General features: G+C 71.8%; 15 protein-coding genes. 8 read left to right on the top strand and 7 right to left on the bottom strand.

What is annotated here, in order from left to right; all coding sequences use genetic code 11:
• The first annotated feature begins 38 nt into the window (after positions 1-38).
• Positions 39-1,007: a glutathione S-transferase family protein gene (locus tag ACZ5VC_RS12225; protein ID WP_469120223.1), complete on the top strand. Its 969-nt coding sequence runs from the start codon at positions 39-41 to the stop codon at positions 1,005-1,007.
• A gap of 25 nt (positions 1,008-1,032) precedes the next feature.
• On the opposite strand, the gene ACZ5VC_RS12220 is transcribed toward ACZ5VC_RS12225, so the two are convergent.
• Both ACZ5VC_RS12220 and ACZ5VC_RS12215 read right to left on the bottom strand, forming a co-directional pair.
• Complete coding sequence (locus tag ACZ5VC_RS12220) at positions 1,033-2,433, bottom strand: NADP-dependent succinic semialdehyde dehydrogenase (protein ID WP_469119972.1); 1,401 nt, start codon at positions 2,431-2,433, stop codon at positions 1,033-1,035.
• Positions 2,434-2,563: 130 nt separating this feature from the next.
• Positions 2,564-3,250, bottom strand: a complete 687-nt coding sequence (locus ACZ5VC_RS12215) for a ThuA domain-containing protein (RefSeq protein WP_469119971.1) — start codon at positions 3,248-3,250, stop codon at positions 2,564-2,566.
• A 259-nt stretch (positions 3,251-3,509) separates the two neighbouring features.
• On the opposite strand from ACZ5VC_RS12215, the gene ACZ5VC_RS12210 reads away from it, so the two are divergent.
• Positions 3,510-4,331 carry a class II aldolase/adducin family protein gene (locus ACZ5VC_RS12210; protein ID WP_469119970.1) on the top strand — a complete coding sequence of 274 codons (822 nt, stop codon included), beginning with the start codon at positions 3,510-3,512 and terminating at the stop codon, positions 4,329-4,331.
• A gap of 104 nt (positions 4,332-4,435) precedes the next feature.
• Here the strand turns inward: ACZ5VC_RS12210 and ACZ5VC_RS12205 are convergent, their stop codons facing one another.
• Positions 4,436-5,044 (bottom strand): TetR/AcrR family transcriptional regulator, encoded by a 609-nt coding sequence (locus ACZ5VC_RS12205; RefSeq protein WP_469119969.1) that lies wholly within the window; start codon positions 5,042-5,044, stop codon positions 4,436-4,438.
• A 141-nt stretch (positions 5,045-5,185) separates the two neighbouring features.
• On the opposite strand from ACZ5VC_RS12205, the gene ACZ5VC_RS12200 reads away from it, so the two are divergent.
• Genes ACZ5VC_RS12200 through ACZ5VC_RS12190 form a run of 3 tightly spaced genes read left to right on the top strand, consistent with a single transcriptional unit; the run spans position 5,186 to position 9,648 of the window.
• The gene (locus ACZ5VC_RS12200; RefSeq protein WP_469119968.1) at positions 5,186-7,729 is read left to right on the top strand and encodes an FHA domain-containing protein; all 2,544 of its coding nucleotides are present in this window, start codon (positions 5,186-5,188) and stop codon (positions 7,727-7,729) included.
• Between the two features lie 18 nt (positions 7,730-7,747).
• A complete protein-coding gene (locus ACZ5VC_RS12195; protein WP_469119967.1) occupies positions 7,748-8,608 on the top strand; it encodes an SH3 domain-containing protein in 861 nt (286 codons plus the stop codon).
• Positions 8,608-9,648 carry a serine/threonine-protein kinase gene (locus tag ACZ5VC_RS12190; protein WP_469119966.1) on the top strand — a complete coding sequence of 347 codons (1,041 nt, stop codon included), beginning with the start codon at positions 8,608-8,610 and terminating at the stop codon, positions 9,646-9,648. The genes ACZ5VC_RS12195 and ACZ5VC_RS12190 overlap by 1 nt, the downstream gene beginning before the upstream one ends.
• Before the next feature lie 223 nt (positions 9,649-9,871).
• Here ACZ5VC_RS12190 and ACZ5VC_RS12185 read toward each other — a convergent pair whose 3' ends face one another.
• Genes ACZ5VC_RS12185 through ACZ5VC_RS12175 form a run of 3 tightly spaced genes read right to left on the bottom strand, consistent with a single transcriptional unit; the run spans position 9,872 to position 11,978 of the window.
• The gene (locus ACZ5VC_RS12185) at positions 9,872-10,285 is read right to left on the bottom strand and encodes a RidA family protein (RefSeq protein ID WP_469119965.1); all 414 of its coding nucleotides are present in this window, start codon (positions 10,283-10,285) and stop codon (positions 9,872-9,874) included.
• The gene (locus ACZ5VC_RS12180) at positions 10,282-11,463 is read right to left on the bottom strand and encodes an MFS transporter (protein WP_469119964.1); all 1,182 of its coding nucleotides are present in this window, start codon (positions 11,461-11,463) and stop codon (positions 10,282-10,284) included. The genes ACZ5VC_RS12185 and ACZ5VC_RS12180 overlap by 4 nt, the downstream gene beginning before the upstream one ends.
• A 41-nt stretch (positions 11,464-11,504) precedes the next feature.
• On the bottom strand, positions 11,505-11,978 hold the full coding sequence (locus ACZ5VC_RS12175; protein ID WP_469119963.1) for an RrF2 family transcriptional regulator: 474 nt from the start codon (positions 11,976-11,978) through the stop codon (positions 11,505-11,507).
• Positions 11,979-12,213: 235 nt separating this feature from the next.
• Here ACZ5VC_RS12175 and ACZ5VC_RS12170 point away from each other — a divergent pair, with 235 nt between their 5' ends.
• Both ACZ5VC_RS12170 and ACZ5VC_RS12165 read left to right on the top strand, forming a co-directional pair.
• Positions 12,214-12,600, top strand: coding sequence for a VOC family protein (locus tag ACZ5VC_RS12170; protein WP_469119962.1), 387 nt, complete (start codon positions 12,214-12,216; stop codon positions 12,598-12,600).
• A gap of 510 nt (positions 12,601-13,110) precedes the next feature.
• On the top strand, positions 13,111-14,667 hold the full coding sequence (locus ACZ5VC_RS12165) for an oxidoreductase (RefSeq protein WP_469119961.1): 1,557 nt from the start codon (positions 13,111-13,113) through the stop codon (positions 14,665-14,667).
• 81 nt (positions 14,668-14,748) lie between these two features.
• Here the strand turns inward: ACZ5VC_RS12165 and ACZ5VC_RS12160 are convergent, their stop codons facing one another.
• A complete protein-coding gene (locus tag ACZ5VC_RS12160; RefSeq protein ID WP_469119960.1) occupies positions 14,749-16,050 on the bottom strand; it encodes a streptophobe family protein in 1,302 nt (433 codons plus the stop codon).
• Positions 16,051-16,409: 359 nt separating this feature from the next.
• Between ACZ5VC_RS12160 and ACZ5VC_RS12155 the strand changes: the two genes are divergently transcribed.
• On the top strand, positions 16,410-17,708 hold the full coding sequence (locus ACZ5VC_RS12155) for a DUF6777 domain-containing protein (protein WP_469119959.1): 1,299 nt from the start codon (positions 16,410-16,412) through the stop codon (positions 17,706-17,708).
• The last annotated feature ends 55 nt before the right edge of the window (positions 17,709-17,763 follow it).

The following is a 17,763-nucleotide window of genomic DNA, read 5'->3' as shown; positions in this document are numbered from 1 at the left end:
GTACACGCGCCGCTTCGGCGGGCGACAGTGACGCTTTCATGCGTTCTCCCAGCCACTTCACGGACCGGATCACGGCCGACGGCCGCGACGGCTGGTCCGTGGAGCCGGGCCGCTACCGGCTGGTCGTCAGCCGCGCCTGTCCCTGGGCGAGCCGCGCGCTGGTCTCGCGGCGGCTGCTCGGCCTGGAGCACGCCGTCTCCGTCGCCGTGGCCGACCCGATCCAGGACGAGCGCAGCTGGCGCTTCACCCTCGATCCGGACGGCCGGGACCCGGTGCTCGGGATCGGCTTCCTGAAGGAGGCCTATGACGCGCGAGAGAAAAACTATCCGGGCGGGGTGAGCGTTCCGGCGATCGTCGACATCCCGACCCGGGCGCTGGTGACGAACGACTACCAGCGCATCACCCTGGACTTCGCGACCGAGTGGACCGCCCTGCACCGGGAGGGGGCCCCGGACCTCTATCCGGAGCCGCTGCGCGACGAGATGGACGCGCTGATGGAGGACGTCTTCCGCGACGTCAACAACGGCGTGTACGAGGCCGGATTCGCCCGCTCGCAGGCGGTGTACGAGGAGGCGTACGGCAAGCTCTTCGCCCGCCTGGACGCGTTGTCGCGACGCCTCGCGGACCGGCGGTACCTGATGGGCGACACGATCACGGAGGCGGACATCCGGCTGTTCACGACGCTCGTCCGCTTCGACGCCGTCTACCACGGTCATTTCAAGTGCAACCGGAACAAGCTGGCCGAGGACCGTGTGCTGTGGGCGTACGCACGCGATCTGTACCAGACGCCGGGATTCGGCGACACGGTCGACTTCGATCACATCAAGCGCCACTACTACCAGGTGCACAAGCACATCAATCCGACCAGGATCGTGCCGGCGGGCCCGGACCCGGCGGGCTGGCTGACGCCGCACCACCGGGAGAAGCTGGCCGGGAGCCCGTTCGGCGAGGGGACGGCACCGGGCCCGTCGGCCGAAATCCCGACGCCGCCGCTCCCTCCGCTCTGAGCTCGCCCCACCGGGCTTCCCGGCGTCAGCCCTTGTCCGCCGCCTGCCACACCGTGGTGACGTTGCAGAACTCGCGGATGCCGTGGCCCGACAGCTCGCGTCCGTAGCCGGAGCGCTTCACGCCGCCGAAGGGCAGGGCGGGGTGGGAAGCCGTCATGCCGTTGACGAAGACCCCGCCCGCCTGCACATCGCGGACGAACCGTTCGACGTCCTCGTCCTCACGGGTCCACACATTGGAACTGAGCCCGAACGGCGTGGCGTTGGCGCGCTCGACGGCCTCGTCCAGGTTCGCCACACGGTAGAGCGTGGCGACGGGCCCGAAGGTCTCCTCCTGGTCGATCCGCATCTTCGGGGTGACGTCGGCCAGGACGGTGGGCCGGTAGAACCAGCCACGGTCGTGTTCCTCCGGGCGGCCCCCGCCGCACAGCACGGTGGCCCCGTGGTGCACGGCGTCGTCGACCAGCTCCTCCAGATCCGCGCGGCCCTGCTCGGTGGCGAGCGGCCCCACGTCGGTGGACTCGTCCAGCGGGTCGCCGACGGTCAGCGCCGCCATCCCGGCGGCGAACCGTTCCGCGAAGGCGTCGTACACGTCGGTGTGGACGATGAACCGCTTGGCCGCGATGCACGACTGGCCGTTGTTCTGCACCCGGGCGGTCACCGCTGTCGCCGCGGCCTTGTCGATGTCGGCCGACGGCATCACCACATAGGGGTCGCTGCCGCCCAGCTCCAGCACGGTCTTCTTGACCTCGTCACCGGCGACGGACGCGACCGCCCGGCCGGCCGGCTCGCTGCCGGTCAGCGTCGCGGCGGCGACGCGGGGGTCGCGCAGGACCGACTCGACAGCTCCGGACCCGATGAGCAGGGTCTGGAAGCAGCCGCGGGGATAGCCGGCCCGGTGGAAGAGGTCGCCCAGGTACAGCGCCGTCTGCGGCACGTTGGAGGCGTGCTTGAGGAGCCCGACGTTGCCGGCCATGAGCGCGGGCGCCGCGAATCGTACGACCTGCCAGAGCGGGAAGTTCCAGGGCATGACGGCCAGGATTACACCGAGGGGCCGGTAGTGCGTACGCGCGGCGGAGGCGCCGGAATCGCGGACGTCCGACTCCGCCGGGTGTTCGTCGGCGAGCAGCTCCGGAGCCTTCTTGGCGTACCAGCGCATCGCCTTCACACACTTGGCGGCCTCGGCGCGCGCCGCCGCGAGCGGCTTGCCCATCTCGAGGGTCATCGTCCGGGCGATGTCCTCCTGGTCCTGCTCCAGCAGGTCGGCGGCGCGTTCGAGCAGCTCGGCGCGTTCGGCGAACCCCGTGGTGCGATAGGCCCGGAAGGCGGCGTCGGCGTCGGCCAGACACCGTTCGATGCCGTCGGGGCCGAGCGCTTCGTAGGACTTGAGTGTCTCGCCGGTCGCGGGGTTCACCGTGGCGATAGGCATGGGTCCGTCCTCCTCGGGGTCGGTCGCCTACTCGACCCTGACGCCTCGGGACCGGCCTCGCAAGGCGGGCCGGGGGCGGGGTCCGAGCGGCGGGATGGGGCGGGAGTGCCGGGCGGGGTGCGCCGGCGTGTCAGGGTGAGCGGGCCGCCCAGCGCAGGGCTCCGGCCAGGTGGGCGCGGAAGTCGGGATCGGCGTACGCCTCCGCGCTGTGGCCGAGCGCGGTGAAGCAGGAGCGGCCCCGCCCGACGGCGTGGCACCAGGCCAGGGGATGGTCGGCGCCGAGCGTGCCGCCGCGGTAGGTGGATTCGTCGACGCGGACCAGGACGTGTACGGGGGCCGCGCGCGGGTTGGCCGTGAAGTTGTACCACTCGTCCGTCCAGCTCCAGCGGGCCGGGAGATGGGCGGTGGCGGGGTGGTGCGGGTCCTCGACGTGGACCTCGGCGCGCTGGATCTCGGGGTGGCCGTCGAAGCGGGTGCCGAGGAGCTCTCCGTAGAACGGCCAGTCGGGTTCGGCGTTGGCGGCCGCGTGCACCCCGAGGAAGCCGCCGCCGCCGCGTACATACGTCTCCAGGGCGGCGCGGGACCGGTCGGTGAGGACCGGGCCGGTGGTGGAGAGGAAGACGACCGCGGCGCAGCGGGCGAGGCGGTCGGGAGCGAGGGTGGCGGGGTCCTCGGTGGTCTCGGGGTCGAGGCCGTGGTCCTTGGCGAGTTCGGCGAGGGCGGTGGCGCCGGCCGGGATGGAGTCATGTCGGTAGCCGTGGGTGCGGGTATAGATGAGCAGGTCTGTGCGGGACGGCGGGTGGGGCGTGGTCGGCACAGGGGCTCCTGGCGAGGTCGTCGGCTGACGTTCACATGCAGCGGGAAGTCATCGTCATCGTCGTCATGAGTCGCAAGTCGCAAGTCGCAAGCATCGGAGTAAGCGCTTTCTGCGACCGTAGCCACCGCCTCCCCGGGACACAAGGCCCCTACCCCGCCGACGCCCGGACTCACGCGGAGCCCGGCCATTGTTCAAACGGATACACGACTGTATCTTTTTGGCTCACTCCCGCTTCTCCCCTCCTCCCCTGGAGTTCCTCATGAGCACCGATGCGCGCACCGAACTCCCCTCCGCCCTCGCCGCGGCGGTCGGTCCGATGCCCGAGGGCGTCACCCTGCCGATGCCGCCCACCTTCGACTCGGTCGAGGAGGAACGCCAGTACCGCAAGGAGCAACTGGCGGCGGGGTTCCGTCTGTTCGGGAAGTTCGGGTTCTCCGAGGGGGTCGCCGGGCACATCACCGTCCGCGATCCGGAGAACCCGGACGCCTTCTGGGTCAATCCGTTCGGCATGAGCTTCCAGCAGATCAAGGCGTCCGACCTGATCCTGGTCGACCACCAGGGCACGCTGCTCGAGGGCCGGCGCCCCGTGAACCGGGCGGCCTTCGTCATCCACTCCCAGGTGCACGCCGCCCGTCCGGACGCGATCGCGGCCGCGCACTCCCACTCACTGCACGGAAAGGCGTTCTCCAGCCTGGGCATCCCGCTGGACCCGATCACCCAGGACGCCTGCGCGTTCTTCGAGGACCACGGGATCTACGACGACTACAGGGGCGTGGTGAACGAGGTCGAGGAGGGCAAGCGGGTGGCCCGCGCGCTCGGCGAGCACAAGGCGGTGATCCTGAAGAACCACGGTCTGCTGACGGTGGGTCACTCGGTGGCCGAGGCGGTGTGGTGGTTCATCACCATGGAGCGCTCGTGCCAGGCACAGCTCCTCGCCATGGCCGCAGGGACACCGCAGTTGATCGACCGGGAGACGGCTCTGATCACCCGCTCCCAGGTGGGGACGCATCTGGCGGGATGGTTCCAGGCGCGCCCGCTGTGGGACCAGATCACGGCGTCCGACCCGGAACTCTTCGACTGACGCGACGGGGCTGACCGGACGACCGGACGACTGAGCGGCTGAGCGGCTGAAGCGGTTGTGAGACCGACGCGGCCGTCGGCTCGCCGTCGTCCGTGGAGCGGCGCTCAGCGCCCGGTGGTGACGGCCGACAGCAGGGCGGCCAGGAAGGTCCGTTCGAGGGTGCCGGGCGGCAGCTTGTCGGGCTCCACATAGCTCTGCGCGAGGCCGCCCTCCCGGACGGCGATGAGGAGCCTCGCGAACTCGTCGGCGTCCACGGTCAGTTCGCGTCCGGCCCGGCGCAGTACGGTCGTCAGGCCGCGCGCGATCTCCGCCCGCAGCCGCGCGTCGTGCTGGGCCAGCACCCAGGCGGCCTGCGGGTCACGGATGGCGTGCAGGGTGAACTCGGTGGTGACCAGATACCAGTCGCGCTCGTCCGGCTCTACCCGGGAAGCGAGTTCGGCGAGCCGCTCCAGGGTGAAGTCCTCGGCGTCGACCGCGTCGACCGCCGCAGCGAGCCGGTTGAGGGTGCGTTCGCTGTGGGCGTCGAACAGCGCGAGGAAGAGCTCTTCCTTGCTGCTGAAGTTGGAGTAGAAAGCGCCCCTGGTATAGCCGGCGCGCTCGCAGATCTGCTCGATGGAGGTGGCGTGGAAGCCGTACTCGGCGAAGGTCTCGAGTGCGGCCGCCAGCAGCGCGGCGCGGGTCCGGGGCCGGCGCTTGGTCACACCCTTGGGCACGGGCCCCTCCTTCGCCGACGTGAACCGGGGCGACCACGATACCTTCGGCCCACCGAGCCGGGCTCGGCCGCGCGGGGGGCCGCCCCACTGGCCGGGAGGCGCCCCCGAGCGCGGCGGAGCCCGGAAAGTTAAACTCCATGTATGGGAAAGCGGCCCGTCGTGCCCGCCGCGCCCGAGCTGGTCCTCGAGATCGACGGGGACACCACGGTGATGAGTCCGAGCCGGGCATACCGCATCGGGCGCGACCCATTGAGCGACATCGTGCTGGTGGATGCGCGCATCTCGTGGCATCACGCGGTGCTGCGCCCCGAGGGTGACCATTGGACGCTGCGGGACGAGGGCAGCACCAACGGTACGTTCGCGGAGGGACGGCGCATCGAGGCCCGGGGTGTGGGGCCCGGAACCGTCATCCGCTTCGGGCATCCCGAGGACGGTCCGTTGGGCGTTCTCTTCGGGGCGCCGGTGCAGCAACCGGCGGCGCCGTCGCCGGAACCGCCCGTAGAACCCGTGCCGGAACCGCCCGTAGAACCCGTGCGGGAACCGCCGCCCGAACCCCAACTCCCGGGAGCATATGAACCCGGACCACCCGAACCGAAGCCCTACCCCCAGGCCGAACCCGGGCCCGCGCCCGCACCGGCTTCGCCGGGGCAGGGCCCGCCCCCCACGCCCCGCCCGTCCTCCGTCTCGATGCCCGCCGCCACCGGCACCTTCCGCCGGCCGACCTCGGTCCGTCCGCTGCCGGTCAGAACCGTCCGGATCGGGCGCGGCCCCGACAACGACCTGGTCATCGACGATCTGACGGTCTCGCGGCTCCACGCCGAGCTGCGCGCGGAGCCGGACGGCACGTACTGGATCCACGACCTTGGCAGTCACAACGGCACCTTCCTCAACGGCCGCCCCGTCGACCACGCGCGCGTCACCCCCGATGACATCGTCGGCATCGGTCACTCCGCGTTCTGTCTCATCGGCGACCAACTGGTGGAGTTCACCGACACCGGCGAGGTCTCGCTCGATGTGCAGGACTTGGCGGTCACCGTCGACCAGGGCCGCAAGACGCTCCTGGACCAGGTGTCGTTCCCCGTGGGGCAGAAGTGCCTGCTCGCGGTCGTCGGCCCCAGCGGCGCCGGCAAGTCGACGCTGCTCAACGCGCTGACGGGACTGCGCCCCGCCGACCGGGGAACGGTCCTCTACGACGGCCGCGACCTCTACCGGGACTACGCGGAACTGCGCCGGCGCATCGGCCTCGTACCGCAGGACGACATCCTCCATCTGCAACTGACCGTCAAGCGCGCGCTCACGTACGCCGCCGAGCTGCGCTTCCCCGAGGACACGGCCAAGGCGGAGCGCCGGGACCGGGTGGACGAGGTCATCCGCGAGCTGGGTCTGGAACAGCGCGCGGACCAGGCGATCCACAGCCTCTCCGGCGGCCAGCGCAAGCGCGTCAGCGTGGCTCTCGAGCTGCTGACCAAGCCGTCGCTGCTGTTCCTGGACGAGCCGACGTCCGGCCTCGACCCCGGGATGGACCGCTCGGTGATGCACATGCTGCGCGGCCTCGCCGACGACGGCCGTACGGTCATCGTCGTCACCCACAGTGTGCTCAGCCTGGACGTGTGCGACCGGCTGCTCGTCCTCGCCCCGGGTGGCAAGATCGCCTACTTCGGCCCGCCCGAGGACTCCCTCTCCTTCTTCGGCTTCTCGCAGTGGCCGGAGGCGTTCGAGGCGTTCGAGAACGACCGGGGCCGTGACTGGGCGGGGCTGTACCGGCAGTCGGCCTTCCAGCAGCGGTACATCGACAGCGAAAGCGCCAGGCAGCGACCGGGTGTGGCGGCCGGGCGGGCGCAGGTGGGTCCCCCTGAGCCGCCGCCGAAGGCGCAGAGCTGGGGTGCTCAACTGCGGACACTGGTGCGTCGGTACGCGGCCGCGCTCGGCGCCGACCGGACCTTCCTGGCGATCATGATCGCGCTGCCGTTCGTGATGGGCGCGATGGCCAGGGCGCTCTCCGAGGGCGAGTTCGGGCCCGAGTCGACGATGAACGTGCTGCTCATCCTCTGCGTCGGCGGAGTGCTGACGGGCGCCGCCAACGCGGTGCGCGAGCTCGTCAAGGAGCGGACCATCTACCGCCGGGAGAGAGCCGTGGGTCTGTCCCGGTCCGCGTATCTGATGTCCAAGATCGTGGTACTGGGCCTGATAACCGTCGTGCAGGCCGTGGTTCTGACCCTGGTGGCCCTGATCGGGGTCCCGCTGAACGCCCCCGGCGGCAAGGGTGTGCTGCTCCCGCCGCTGGTGGAGATCACCCTCGCGGTGGCACTGCTGGCGTTCACGGCGATGATGCTCGGGCTGTTCGTCTCCGCGCTGGTGCGCAAGGAGGAGGTCACCATGCCTCTCCTGGTGCTCCTCGCGATCGTCCAGGTCGTGTTCTGCGGCGGACTGCTGACCATCAAGGGCTCGCCGGTCATCGAGCAGCTGGCCTGGCTGGTTCCGTCCCGTTGGGCGTTCGGGGCGATGGGATCGACCGTCGACCTCGGGAAGATCGCCCCGAACGAGAAGACGGCGGATCCGCTCTTCGCGCACACGGTCAGCGCGTGGCTGCTCGACATGGGGATGCTGGTGGTGCTCTGTCTGGTTCTCGGGTTCGTGGTCGCGAAGCTGCTCCGCCGGCACGAGCCTGTGATCATGCGTAAGTAGCGAAAGTAGGCGCCGCCCATGGTCCTTCCCGTCAGTCCAGCCAGCTCCTTCGACCCGGACTTCCGGCCGACCCACGTGGTGCCGCGCGGGGGGATGCCGGCGTGGGAGGCCCCCGACCCGAACCGCCCGACGGAACCGCTCGATCCGTTCCTGCCGGTGCAGCTGCTGGACCGGGTCGGCGACTGGGGGCGGATCCTGTGCTCCAACGGCTGGTCCGCGTGGGTGGACGGGCGGCTGCTCGTCTCCGTACCTCCGGACCCGCCCGCCGCCGGCCAGCCACCGGCCAGGGCGGCCGATCCCCGTCCGCTGCTCGCGCGTGCGGAGGAGTCGCTGGCCAGGTACCGGCGGTCCGCGGAGGATCTCGCGGCGGGGCGCATGGACGGCGAGGGGTTCCGCGCGGCGACGCGCGGTCTGCGCGTCGGGATGGTCGTGGACGGCGAGGCGATGTGGCTGTACGACGCCGAGCACGAGCGCTGGGTGCACTGCGACGGCACCCGGCTGAGTACGTACGCCGCGTCGGCGGGGCCGTCGGCAGCGGCTCCGGTCTCCGCCGTCGAGCCGCCGGCACCGGTCGCGCCCGCGGCTGCGGGCCCCGGCGCGGTGCGGCGCGAACCGACGCAGGTGGTGGGCCTCCAGCCACCGAAGGGCCCGCCCGAAGCCACCCGGCTGGTGGAGCGGGACGACGAGGACGCTCGGGAGGAACCCGGGCCGGAAGCCACCCGGCTGGTGGAGCGGGACCACGAAAGCGCTCGGCAGGAACCCGGACCGGAAGCCACCCGGCTGGTGGAGCGGGACGACGAGGGCCCCCGGCCCGAGGCCACCCGGCTGGTGGAACGCGACGAGGACGGGCGGCCGTCCGCCGCGACGGGTGAGGGATGATGGCCGCGCCCGGCGCCGGTGACACGGACCTGCCCATCGGCCGGCCTTCGGGCCTGCTCGGCAAGCAGATCGCGGATTATCTCGTCGAGAGCGAGATCGGACGCGGCGGAATGGCCGTCGTCTACCGGGCGAGGGACCTGCGCCTCGACCGCACGGTCGCGCTGAAGCTGCTCGCGCCGGAGCTGGCGCGCAACGACACCTTCCGCAAGCGTTTCGCCCATGAGTCGCGGGTGGCCGCCGCGATCGACCATCCGCACATCGTCCCGGTCTTCGAGGCCGGCGAGACGGAGGGCGTGCTGTACATCGCCATGCGGTTCGTCGCCGGGCAGGACCTGCGGGCGCTGCTGGACCGGGAGGGCCCGCTGCCGCCCGACAAGGCGGGTCGGATCGCCGTGCAGGTGGCCTCCGCGCTCGACGCGGCGCACGCGCACGATCTGGTGCACCGGGACGTCAAGCCGGGCAACATCCTGGTCGCCGAGGGCACCGACAGCGACCACCCGGAGCATGTGTATCTCACCGACTTCGGTCTGACGAAGAAGTCGCTGTCCCTGACCGGGTTCACGACGGTCGGACAGTTCGTCGGCACACTCGACTACGTGGCGCCGGAGCAGATCTCGGGCAAGCCGGTGGACGCCCGCTGCGACGTCTACAGCCTGGCCTGCGTGGTCTACGAGACGCTGGCGGGCGTACCGCCCTTCCGCCGGGACGACGACATGGCGCTGCTCTGGGCCCATCAGTACGATCCGCCGCCTCCCCTCACCGGTGAACGGCCCGATCTGCCGGGCGCGGTCGACGAGGTGATGGGCAAGGCGCTCGCGAAGACGCCCGACGAGCGGTACGGCACCTGTCTGGAGTTCGTGGCGAGGCTGCGCGTGGCGATGGAGAGGCCGTGGAAGCGGGGTCCGGAACCGGCGCCGCCCCGTGATCCGGACCCCGAGCCGGGGCCGCCGCCCGAGCCGCCCGCCTGGGCGCTCCCGGTGTTCACCCGCGCCGCCGGGGTCCGGTGGCCCCCTCCGTCCGTACGGGCACCCCGGTACTAGGGAATGTCGGGCGATCAGGAACCAGAGGATGTGGACTCGCGGTTCGCGGCTGGAGCGACGAGTGCATGAAGCAGCTGAGCGCGTCGCTGCTCCCGCCCGGTCGCGAAGAAGTGGCTCCTCAATGACGGGCGTTGCCACTCGTCGCCTTGACGACACCTCGCCGGGACTCCCGCTCCTTCTCGTCTCTCCACGGCACTGAGCCGACGGCGCCCGCGCAAGTGGATCAGCCGGAGACCGGGCGGCGGACGGCGATCGCGTCGATCTCGAAGAGCATGTCGGGCAGGGCGAGCGCGGCCACTCCGCTCAGCGTCTGCGCCGGCAGGCGTTCGCCCCAGGCCGCGTGGAGCGCCTTGCCGAGGATCTCCAGCTTCGTCAGATCGTGGTCGACGATGAAGGAACCGAGGCGTACGACGTCCTCGAAGCCGAGACCGACGGCCTCCAGCGCGGTCCGCAGGTTCGCGAGGGACCGCTCGACCTGGGTCGCGAAGTCGTCCGAGACGACCTGGCCGGTCCCGTCGGAGGCGTACTGCCCGGCGATGAAGACGAGTTCGCCGGGGAGGGAGGCCGCGTGGCTGTAGCCGAAGGGCGCGGGGTCGTGCAGCCCGGCGGGGTTGGTGAGGGTGCGGTGGTCGGTCATGAACGTGTCCTTCCCGAGAGGGCGGCCACCAGGGCGGCGGCCAGGGTGAGTGCCGCGCCGGCCCACAGGACGGCGGCGACGGCGTACGTGTCGACGAGCAGCCCGCCGAGGAGGGCGCCCAGCGCGAGGGAGAGGCAGAAGACGCTGACGTAGAGCCCGGTGGCGGCCTCGACCGCGTCCGGGGCGGCGGCCAGGAACCAGGACTGGAGGCCGACCGAGACCCCGCCGTAGGCGAGCCCCCAGGCCAGGACCAGTCCGGCCCCGGGGAGAGTGGCGCCGCCCAGCAGGGCGAGGGCGGTGAGGGCGAGGGTGAGCGCGCCGCCGATGAGGACGAGGGTGCGGCGGGGAGCGCGCGAGGCGCGGTGTCCTGCGAGGAAGTTGCCGACGAGGCCCGCGAGTCCGTATCCGAGGAGCAGCGGGCCGATCAGTCCGGCGGACACACCGGAGAGTTCGGCGAGGATCGGGCGTACGAAGGTGTACGCGGCGAAGTGCCCGGTGACCAGCAGGAACGTCAGCGCGAGCCCGGCCCGTACTCGGCTGTTGCGCCCCACCGGCCCGAACACACGCGCCGGGCCGGGGGTCCCGGGCAGTGGGGGCAGCAGCACGGCCAGCCCCGCCAGCGCGAGCGCCCCCAGCGCGCCCACCCCGGCGAACGCCCAGCGCCAGCCCCCGATGTCGGCGGCGACCGTGGCCGCCGGGACGCCGAGGACCGAGGCGGCCGAGACCCCTCCGAAGATCACGGCGGTGGCCCGCCCCACCCGGTCGGCCGCGACGAGACGCGGGGCGAGCCCGCCCGCGACGGCCCAGAAGCCGCCGATGGCGATTCCGAGGAGGACCCGCGCGCCGAGGACGACCGCGAAGTGTCCGGCCACGGCCGAGGCCAGTTGCGCGGCGACGACCAGGGCCATCAGCACGCCGAGGACCGTCCGGCGGTCGACGGACCGGGCGCGGGCGGCGATCAGCGGCGCGGCGGCCGCCGCGACGAGGCCGGGGACGGTGACCATGAGGCCCGCCGTGCCGGCGGAGACGCCGAGCGCGGAGCCGACCGGGGTGAGCAGCCCCACGGGCAGCAGCTCGGCGGTCATCACGGTGAAGATGCCCAGCGTGACGGCGGCGACGGCCGGCCGTCCCCCCGTGGAGGGCCGGACTCCCCCTCCCTCAATCTGGACATCTAACATCCAGAATCACCTCCTTGGAAATGGCCCCGCGGGGCTTTCGGTCAGTTGTTCGCGAACCAGCGGCGGATACGATCGGGCGCCCCCGGCGCCTGCTCCTCCGCCCGCTTCCGTACGGTGTCAAGCGTCTGCGCGGCCAGTTCGCGGCGCCAGGCCAGTTCGGCCCGGCTCATCGCCGCGGCGATCGCACAGTCGGCGAGCCCGGGACCGGCCGGCGCCGCACCCGGCCCCTGCTGCCGGATCTCGGTGCAGCGGAAGGCGTCCTCCGGGCCCTCGATCGCCGCGACCACATCCATCAGCGTGATCCGGTCCAGCGGCCTGGCCAGCCGGAACCCACCCTTGGGGCCGGAGACCGAGGAGACGATCCCGGCCCGGGAGAGCGCCTGGAGCTGCTTGTTCAGATAGGCGGCGGGCAGCTCGTGGTACGCCGCGAGCCGGGCGGCGGTGACCGCCCGCTCCCCGCCGATCCAGGCCAGGTTGAGGCAGCTGTGCAGCGCCCACTCCACGCCCTCGCTCATCCTCATGATCCTGGATATTAGACATCCAGAATGCAGGGGCGCAAGCGGCTTCGGTAAGTGCGCATCACTGCGGGCACCTCCCCGGCGTCGAACGCGGCGTCCGTTCACCTGAGCCAGGTGGCTGAATCGAGTTTTGTCCGTACGACTGGTGGCCGAGCATGGTCTGGGCTGTCCCGCAGGGCGATCAGCCGGCACCCGGCCCTACCGGCCATCCGAACGCATGGGAGAGCACCTCATGAGAATCCACCTGTCCAGCGTCTTCGTCGATGACCAGGACAAGGCTCTGCGCTTCTACACGGACACGCTGGGCTTCGTGAAGAAGACCGAGGTTCCGTTGGGCAAGGACCGGTGGCTGACCGTGGTTTCGCCGGAGGATCCCGACGGGACCGAGCTGCTGCTGGAGCCCGACAGCCATCCCGCGGTGAAGCCGTACAAGGCGGCGCTGGTCCGGGACGGCATCCCGGCCGCCTCCTTCGCCGTGGAGGACGTACAGGCGGAATTCAACCGGCTGAGCGGGCTCGGGGTGCGCTTCACGCAGGAGCCACGGGAGATGGGGCCGGTCACCACGGCGGTCCTGGACGACACCTGCGGCAATCTGATCCAGATCGCGCACCGCGACTGACGACTTGGGGAGCGATAGGCGTGCCCCGCCCCGCCGCGTGTGGGCCCGGGTCCTGGGTGGTCGGCGGACACGGCACTCGGAGGTCGGCTACCCCATGGGGGCATGGTTCGTGCGGCACCGGCCACGCGGCGAGCTGGTCGAGGCACCAGCCTCGGATGAGCTCCTTGCCCGTCGTACCGCGGTAGATCGAGTCCACTGGTCGAGTATCGCGCCTGGTCCCGGGCGGTGACGTGAGAAGGGCCGCACACGGCTTGGCAAGTCGTGACGCAAGCCTTGGCCCGTGCGGCCCGTTCCCATCCGGCCCTGTCCGGCATCTCTCGCGCACAACTTCGGCGAGTTGCTCGAAGGACTCGCTCCGAAGCGGAAAGCGGCCCGGGAGTCGGCACTCCACGAGCGCCGCGGCCGGGACCGTCGGCGGGCCGCCGGGGCGGGGCCCGAGCAGCGCCTGGTATTCACCGATCGTCTCGCGGCCACGCTGGTCCGCCTGCGGCTGAGCACTACCCTGCACGAGTGCTCTCATACGACGAGTTGACTTCTCCGGAACGTGAGCTGTGGGATGCGTTCCCCGAGGGACGCCGCGTGGACCTGCGCACAGGCGTGCCCGAGGACGACCGGGTGGCCGAGGGTGGGCAGTGGGGCCCCGGACGGACGGTTCGGGCCGCCGTGATCATGACACTCCTCCTGGGCGCGAACACCACGCAACCGGGCGCCGTCGCATGCCTGAGGCTCGCCGGGGCGCGGATATCGGGGGGCCTCAACCTGGCCGGCGCGCAGATCGCTCACGCCCTGTGGCTCGAGGACTGCTGGTTCGAGGAGTCGGTGGACCTTCTCGGAGCGTCGACCCGGACGCTCGTGATGACGGGCAGCCAAGTGCCGGGCATCGAAGCCGATTCGGCCCGCATCGAGGGAATCCTCGACCTGCGGGGCTCCGTCGTCGACAGCCTCGCTTCCTCACCCTTCAACCACGTGAGCACCGCCCTGTCGCTGAGCGACGCCCGGGTGACCGGCGGCCTGCTCCTCAACGGGGCCGAGATCAGAGCGCCCGGAGGATGGGCCGTGGCCGCCGGCGGCCTGGTCATGGAAGGCGGTGTGTTCTGTAACGACGGGTTCATCGCGCGCGGTCAAGTACGGCTACTGGGTGCGCAGTTGCCGGGAGGTTTGTTCATGCGGGGCGCACACCTGGTGGGCCCCGGCCGGCACGGGGTGACGCTCACCCTGGACAACGCCGTGGCCTCGACGCTCGACTTGTCCGACGGGTTCATCGCGAACGGCACCGTACGGCTGAGGGGCGCCCGGATCACGGACAACCTGACCTTTGAAGGAGCCGTCCTGAACGGGGCGGCCGACGGCCACGGCCCGTCTTTGGTCGCCTTGCTCATGCAGGCCGTCGACTTCGACTTCACCCTCGCCCGGCCACCGTCCGGCACCGTTGACCTGCGGGGCGCGCAGGTGTCCTACCTCCACGACAGCGAGCACAGCTGGCCGGACGTGGTGGAGCTGGACGGCTTCACCTACGGCTCCATCAAGATGGACGAAGCAGGCGAGCGGCGGGAAGCAGTGGGGCGGCGGAACTCCGTCGTCCACCGCCTGGCATGGATACGGCGCAGTCCCGGCTACAGCCCCCAGCCCTATGAGCAGTTGGCGAGCTGGTACCGGAAGGCCGGCCACGACGACGACGCCCGCCGCGTACTCCTGGCCAAACAGCGCCATCGGCGTCAAACCCTTCACCCGGCCGCGCGCGTGTGGGGGCACCTGCTCGACGCGACCGTCGGGTACGGCTACCGCCCCTGGCAGGCCGGCGTATGGCTCCTCGCGCTGACCTTACTGGGCACCCTGTCCTTCGGCACTCACTCCCCCACCCAGGTCAAACCAGGCGAAGGCGCCCCGTTCCAGCCCCTCGTCTACACACTCGACCTCCTGATTCCCATCGGTGGTCTGGGTCAGCGCACGTCCTGGTACTGGTCGAACGACAGCCTTCAGGGGTTGGCCTACCTGTTGATCGCCTTGGGCTGGGTGCTGACGACTGCCGTCATCGCGGGTGTCACTCGCGCCCTGCAGAAGAACTAGCGGCGCGGAACCAGTGCACCTCGATCGCCGGATGCGGCCGTTCCACACGGGCGCGTCTCCCGTCTCCTCAAGGGCGCCGTCCTAGGCGGGACCGGCGCCGTCCGCCTGGTCGACCTCGCCCCGCCGGTGGACGTGCGAGGCGAGCAGGCCGCCGATGAGACCCGCGACCAGGCCCCACAGCAGGGCCAGGCCGACCGTGGTCCACAGATGCGGCCGGAGGGCGACCTGGCCGCCGAGCGCGCCGACGTCCCCGATTCCCAGGAGCGACAGGCCGTAGCGGGCGAAGAGCCGGGTGATGGGGCAGACGACCAGCATGGTCAGGGCGAAGGCGACGCCCATGTGGAGGGCGTGTTGCCAAAGCCGCATCCGGGCCGGGGAGCGGACCGCCATGGCGAACGCCGCCGCCAGGAGCAGAAGGGCGGCGACCGGTACGAGCCACCAGGCACGCTCGTCGGCGGAGGCGAGGGCGGACACATCGAGGGTCGTGGTCTCGCGGCCTCGCAGGACCTCGTCGAGGACATGCGGCATCGGCAGCCCGAAGGGCCCCTCGATCTTCCCCTCCCAGGAGCCGCCGATACCGAGCCCGAGGGCCAGCCAGGCGACGTTCGGCAGGCCCAGGAGGATGACGGCGAAGGTGGAGGCGGCGTGGCCCCGGGTCGCCGCCACCACGACGCCGACGACCAGGGCGAGCACGACGTACACCAGCAACAGGAGCAGCATCGCGAACGCCGCGGGCCGCACGGGTTCCTGATAGCGGACCAGCCGGGCCGGGAGCGGGGCCCGGCGCGAGACCAGCAGGGCCATGGCGAGCACGCCGAGGATCCAGAGCAGGCCGTAGAGCAGGGTGGGGCCGAGATCGGCGCGGAAGCCGACGGTGACGGCGCCCCCCAGGAGCTCGCCGAAGATGTCCGCCGCCGCGTCCTGCCCGAGGTCCGGAGTGACGTCGAAGGTGTGCCGGGCGAGGGCGGTCAGGCCCGCGAGGGCGGCCAGCCAGAGCACGGTCGTACGAGCGACCCTGCCGAGGAGTTCGCCGGTGCCGGCGACAGCCCGGTGGCGCAGCGGCCGCAGGAAGCAGACGCCGGTGGTGAGCGCTCCCGCAAGGGCCACCGAGAGCGGCATCGCGGTGAGTTCGGCGTCGGTTCCGGCGAGGGGGCCGGCGTCTCCGGCGATGCCCACGTCGCCGCCGGCCGCCATCACGACGACGGCCGCGACGACGCTCGGGAAGCCGCCGCCGGGCAGGTCTCCGGCGCCGGCCGCCCACAGCCCGAGGGCGGCGACGACGACCATGGCGGCCAGTCCTGCCACGACGGCGAGGAGAGCGTCGCCCCAGTCGTGAAGGGCGCGCTGGGCGCCGCTGCGCGCGGTGGGTCCCTGACGGCTCACGCTGCCACGCTAGGCCGGACCCCGGGCGCGCGCCCCCCTGGAGGGTCCGGTCGGGGGCGGTCCGGGGTCGGAGACGGGTACTCGAAGCGGGGGCGGCGGTCCGGGGTCGGAGACGGGTACTCGAAGCGGGGGCGGCGGTCCGGTGTCGGAAGAGAGGTACTCGAAGCCGGGGGCGGCGGTCCGGTTGGGGGGACGTACCCGGCGACGAAGACGGTCGGACTGTCGGGTGCCGGAGTCCGCCGGGAGCCGGAGACCGGGGCCGCGACGGCGACCGCGACCGCCCGACGGCCCCCCGGTCGCGGTGCGGAGTCACCGTGCGGCCCACACAATGGGGCGCGGAACGGAAGAAGGGACAAACCGTGACTTCGCACCCGCCCTCCGGCCCGCCCACAGGCCCCCCTTCGGGTCCCCTCTCAGGGCCCTCCTCCAGCCCGGAGTCGGGCGGTCCGCCGCCCCCGCCCGGGCCACCCGGCGGTACGGGCGGTGGCGGAGGCCGCGGCCGCGGTGGCCGGGAGGGAGGAGCCGGCGGCCCTTGGTGGCGCTCGGTCCCGAAGATCGCGGCCCTCACCGCGGTGGTCGTCGCTGCGGTGGCGCTGACCATCGTCCTCACCCGTCCGGACGGGGGCGGCAGCGGCGCGGGCGGCGAGGTGACCCTCCAGCCCGCGGCCGCCACGGGCCCCAATCCGTTCACACCGTCCACGGCCGCGAAGACCGCGGCGCCCCAGTCCCCGGCCGCGCTGCCGAGCCCGACCACCCCCGGCCCGACCAATGCCACCCGCAGTGTGAACGGTTCGGCGCCGGGTCTGTACGGGGGGACCATGAAGGTCGCCAGCTGCGATGTCGAGAAGCAGATCGACTACCTGAGCGCGGTACCGGCCAAGAACGCGTCCTTCGCGTCGGTCCTCGGCATCCAGCCGAACACCGTCGCCGGGTATCTGCGCTCGCTCACACCGCTTCAGCTGCGCGTGGACACCCAGGTCACCAACCACGGGTACCGCGACGGCTCCGCCACCACCTACCAGGCCATCCTCCAGACGGGCACGGCCGTGCTCGTCGACAACCGGGGAGTGCCCAGGGTGCGCTGCGCCTGCGGGAATCCGCTGACGCCGCCGGTGGCCCAGCGGACTCCGCCCCGGACGACCGGTGACCCGTGGCCCGGCTTCCGGGCGTCGAACGTCGTGTTGGTCGCGCCGTCGGTGAAGGTCGTCAACGTCTTCGTCATCTTCGACCCCAAGAACGGCGACTGGATCGCACGCCGGCGCGGCGACACGGAGGGCAAGAAGGACAAGGTGACCGCCCCTCCGAAGCACCCTCCGTCGGCCTCATTCTCCGACTCGCCCTCGGGATCGCCGTCGAAGCCCGCGTCGAAGTCCGACTCCACGGGCCCGAGGTCGCCGCTGCCCTGCGTCACGGTGACGGGTGGGGCCGTCCCGCCCGGTGGTCCGAGCGCCTGCCCGTCGGCCCGCTCCGAATCGCCCGAGTCACCCGCCCCCGAGACGTCGCCGGACACCGGCACGCCGACCGGGCCCGGGAACGAGACGGGAAACGAGCCGCGGACGGAGGACGGATCGCCTCCGTCGGAGTCCCTGAGCTCCGCGGAGGTCTCGCCGCACGGAGTGCCGGAACCGCCGCCCCCGCCCGCCTCTCCGGCGGGGTGACAACCACCCACACATACTGATTCACGATTCAGTAGCCCGAGTCGTTGACAGGCTC

The sequence above is a fragment of the Streptomyces sp. NPDC033174 genome (genome assembly GCF_055577795.1).
This window is presented reverse-complemented; position numbering and strand designations above follow the sequence as displayed.

What these genes read in the sequence shown, in the direction of transcription:
- ACZ5VC_RS12195 (WP_469119967.1), top strand. Translation starts at nt 7,748, where the DNA reads ATGGTCCTTCCCGTCAGTCCAGCCAGCTCCTTCGACCCGGACTTCCGG.
- ACZ5VC_RS12175 (WP_469119963.1), bottom strand. Translation starts at nt 11,978, where the DNA reads ATGAGCGAGGGCGTGGAGTGGGCGCTGCACAGCTGCCTCAACCTGGCC.
- ACZ5VC_RS12180 (WP_469119964.1), bottom strand. Translation starts at nt 11,463, where the DNA reads ATGTTAGATGTCCAGATTGAGGGAGGGGGAGTCCGGCCCTCCACGGGG.
- ACZ5VC_RS12185 (WP_469119965.1), bottom strand. Translation starts at nt 10,285, where the DNA reads ATGACCGACCACCGCACCCTCACCAACCCCGCCGGGCTGCACGACCCC.
- ACZ5VC_RS12190 (WP_469119966.1), top strand. Translation starts at nt 8,608, where the DNA reads ATGGCCGCGCCCGGCGCCGGTGACACGGACCTGCCCATCGGCCGGCCT.
- ACZ5VC_RS12220 (WP_469119972.1), bottom strand. Translation starts at nt 2,433, where the DNA reads ATGCCTATCGCCACGGTGAACCCCGCGACCGGCGAGACACTCAAGTCC.
- ACZ5VC_RS12170 (WP_469119962.1), top strand. Translation starts at nt 12,214, where the DNA reads ATGAGAATCCACCTGTCCAGCGTCTTCGTCGATGACCAGGACAAGGCT.
- ACZ5VC_RS12225 (WP_469120223.1), top strand. Translation starts at nt 39, where the DNA reads ATGCGTTCTCCCAGCCACTTCACGGACCGGATCACGGCCGACGGCCGC.
- ACZ5VC_RS12210 (WP_469119970.1), top strand. Translation starts at nt 3,510, where the DNA reads ATGAGCACCGATGCGCGCACCGAACTCCCCTCCGCCCTCGCCGCGGCG.
- ACZ5VC_RS12200 (WP_469119968.1), top strand. Translation starts at nt 5,186, where the DNA reads ATGGGAAAGCGGCCCGTCGTGCCCGCCGCGCCCGAGCTGGTCCTCGAG.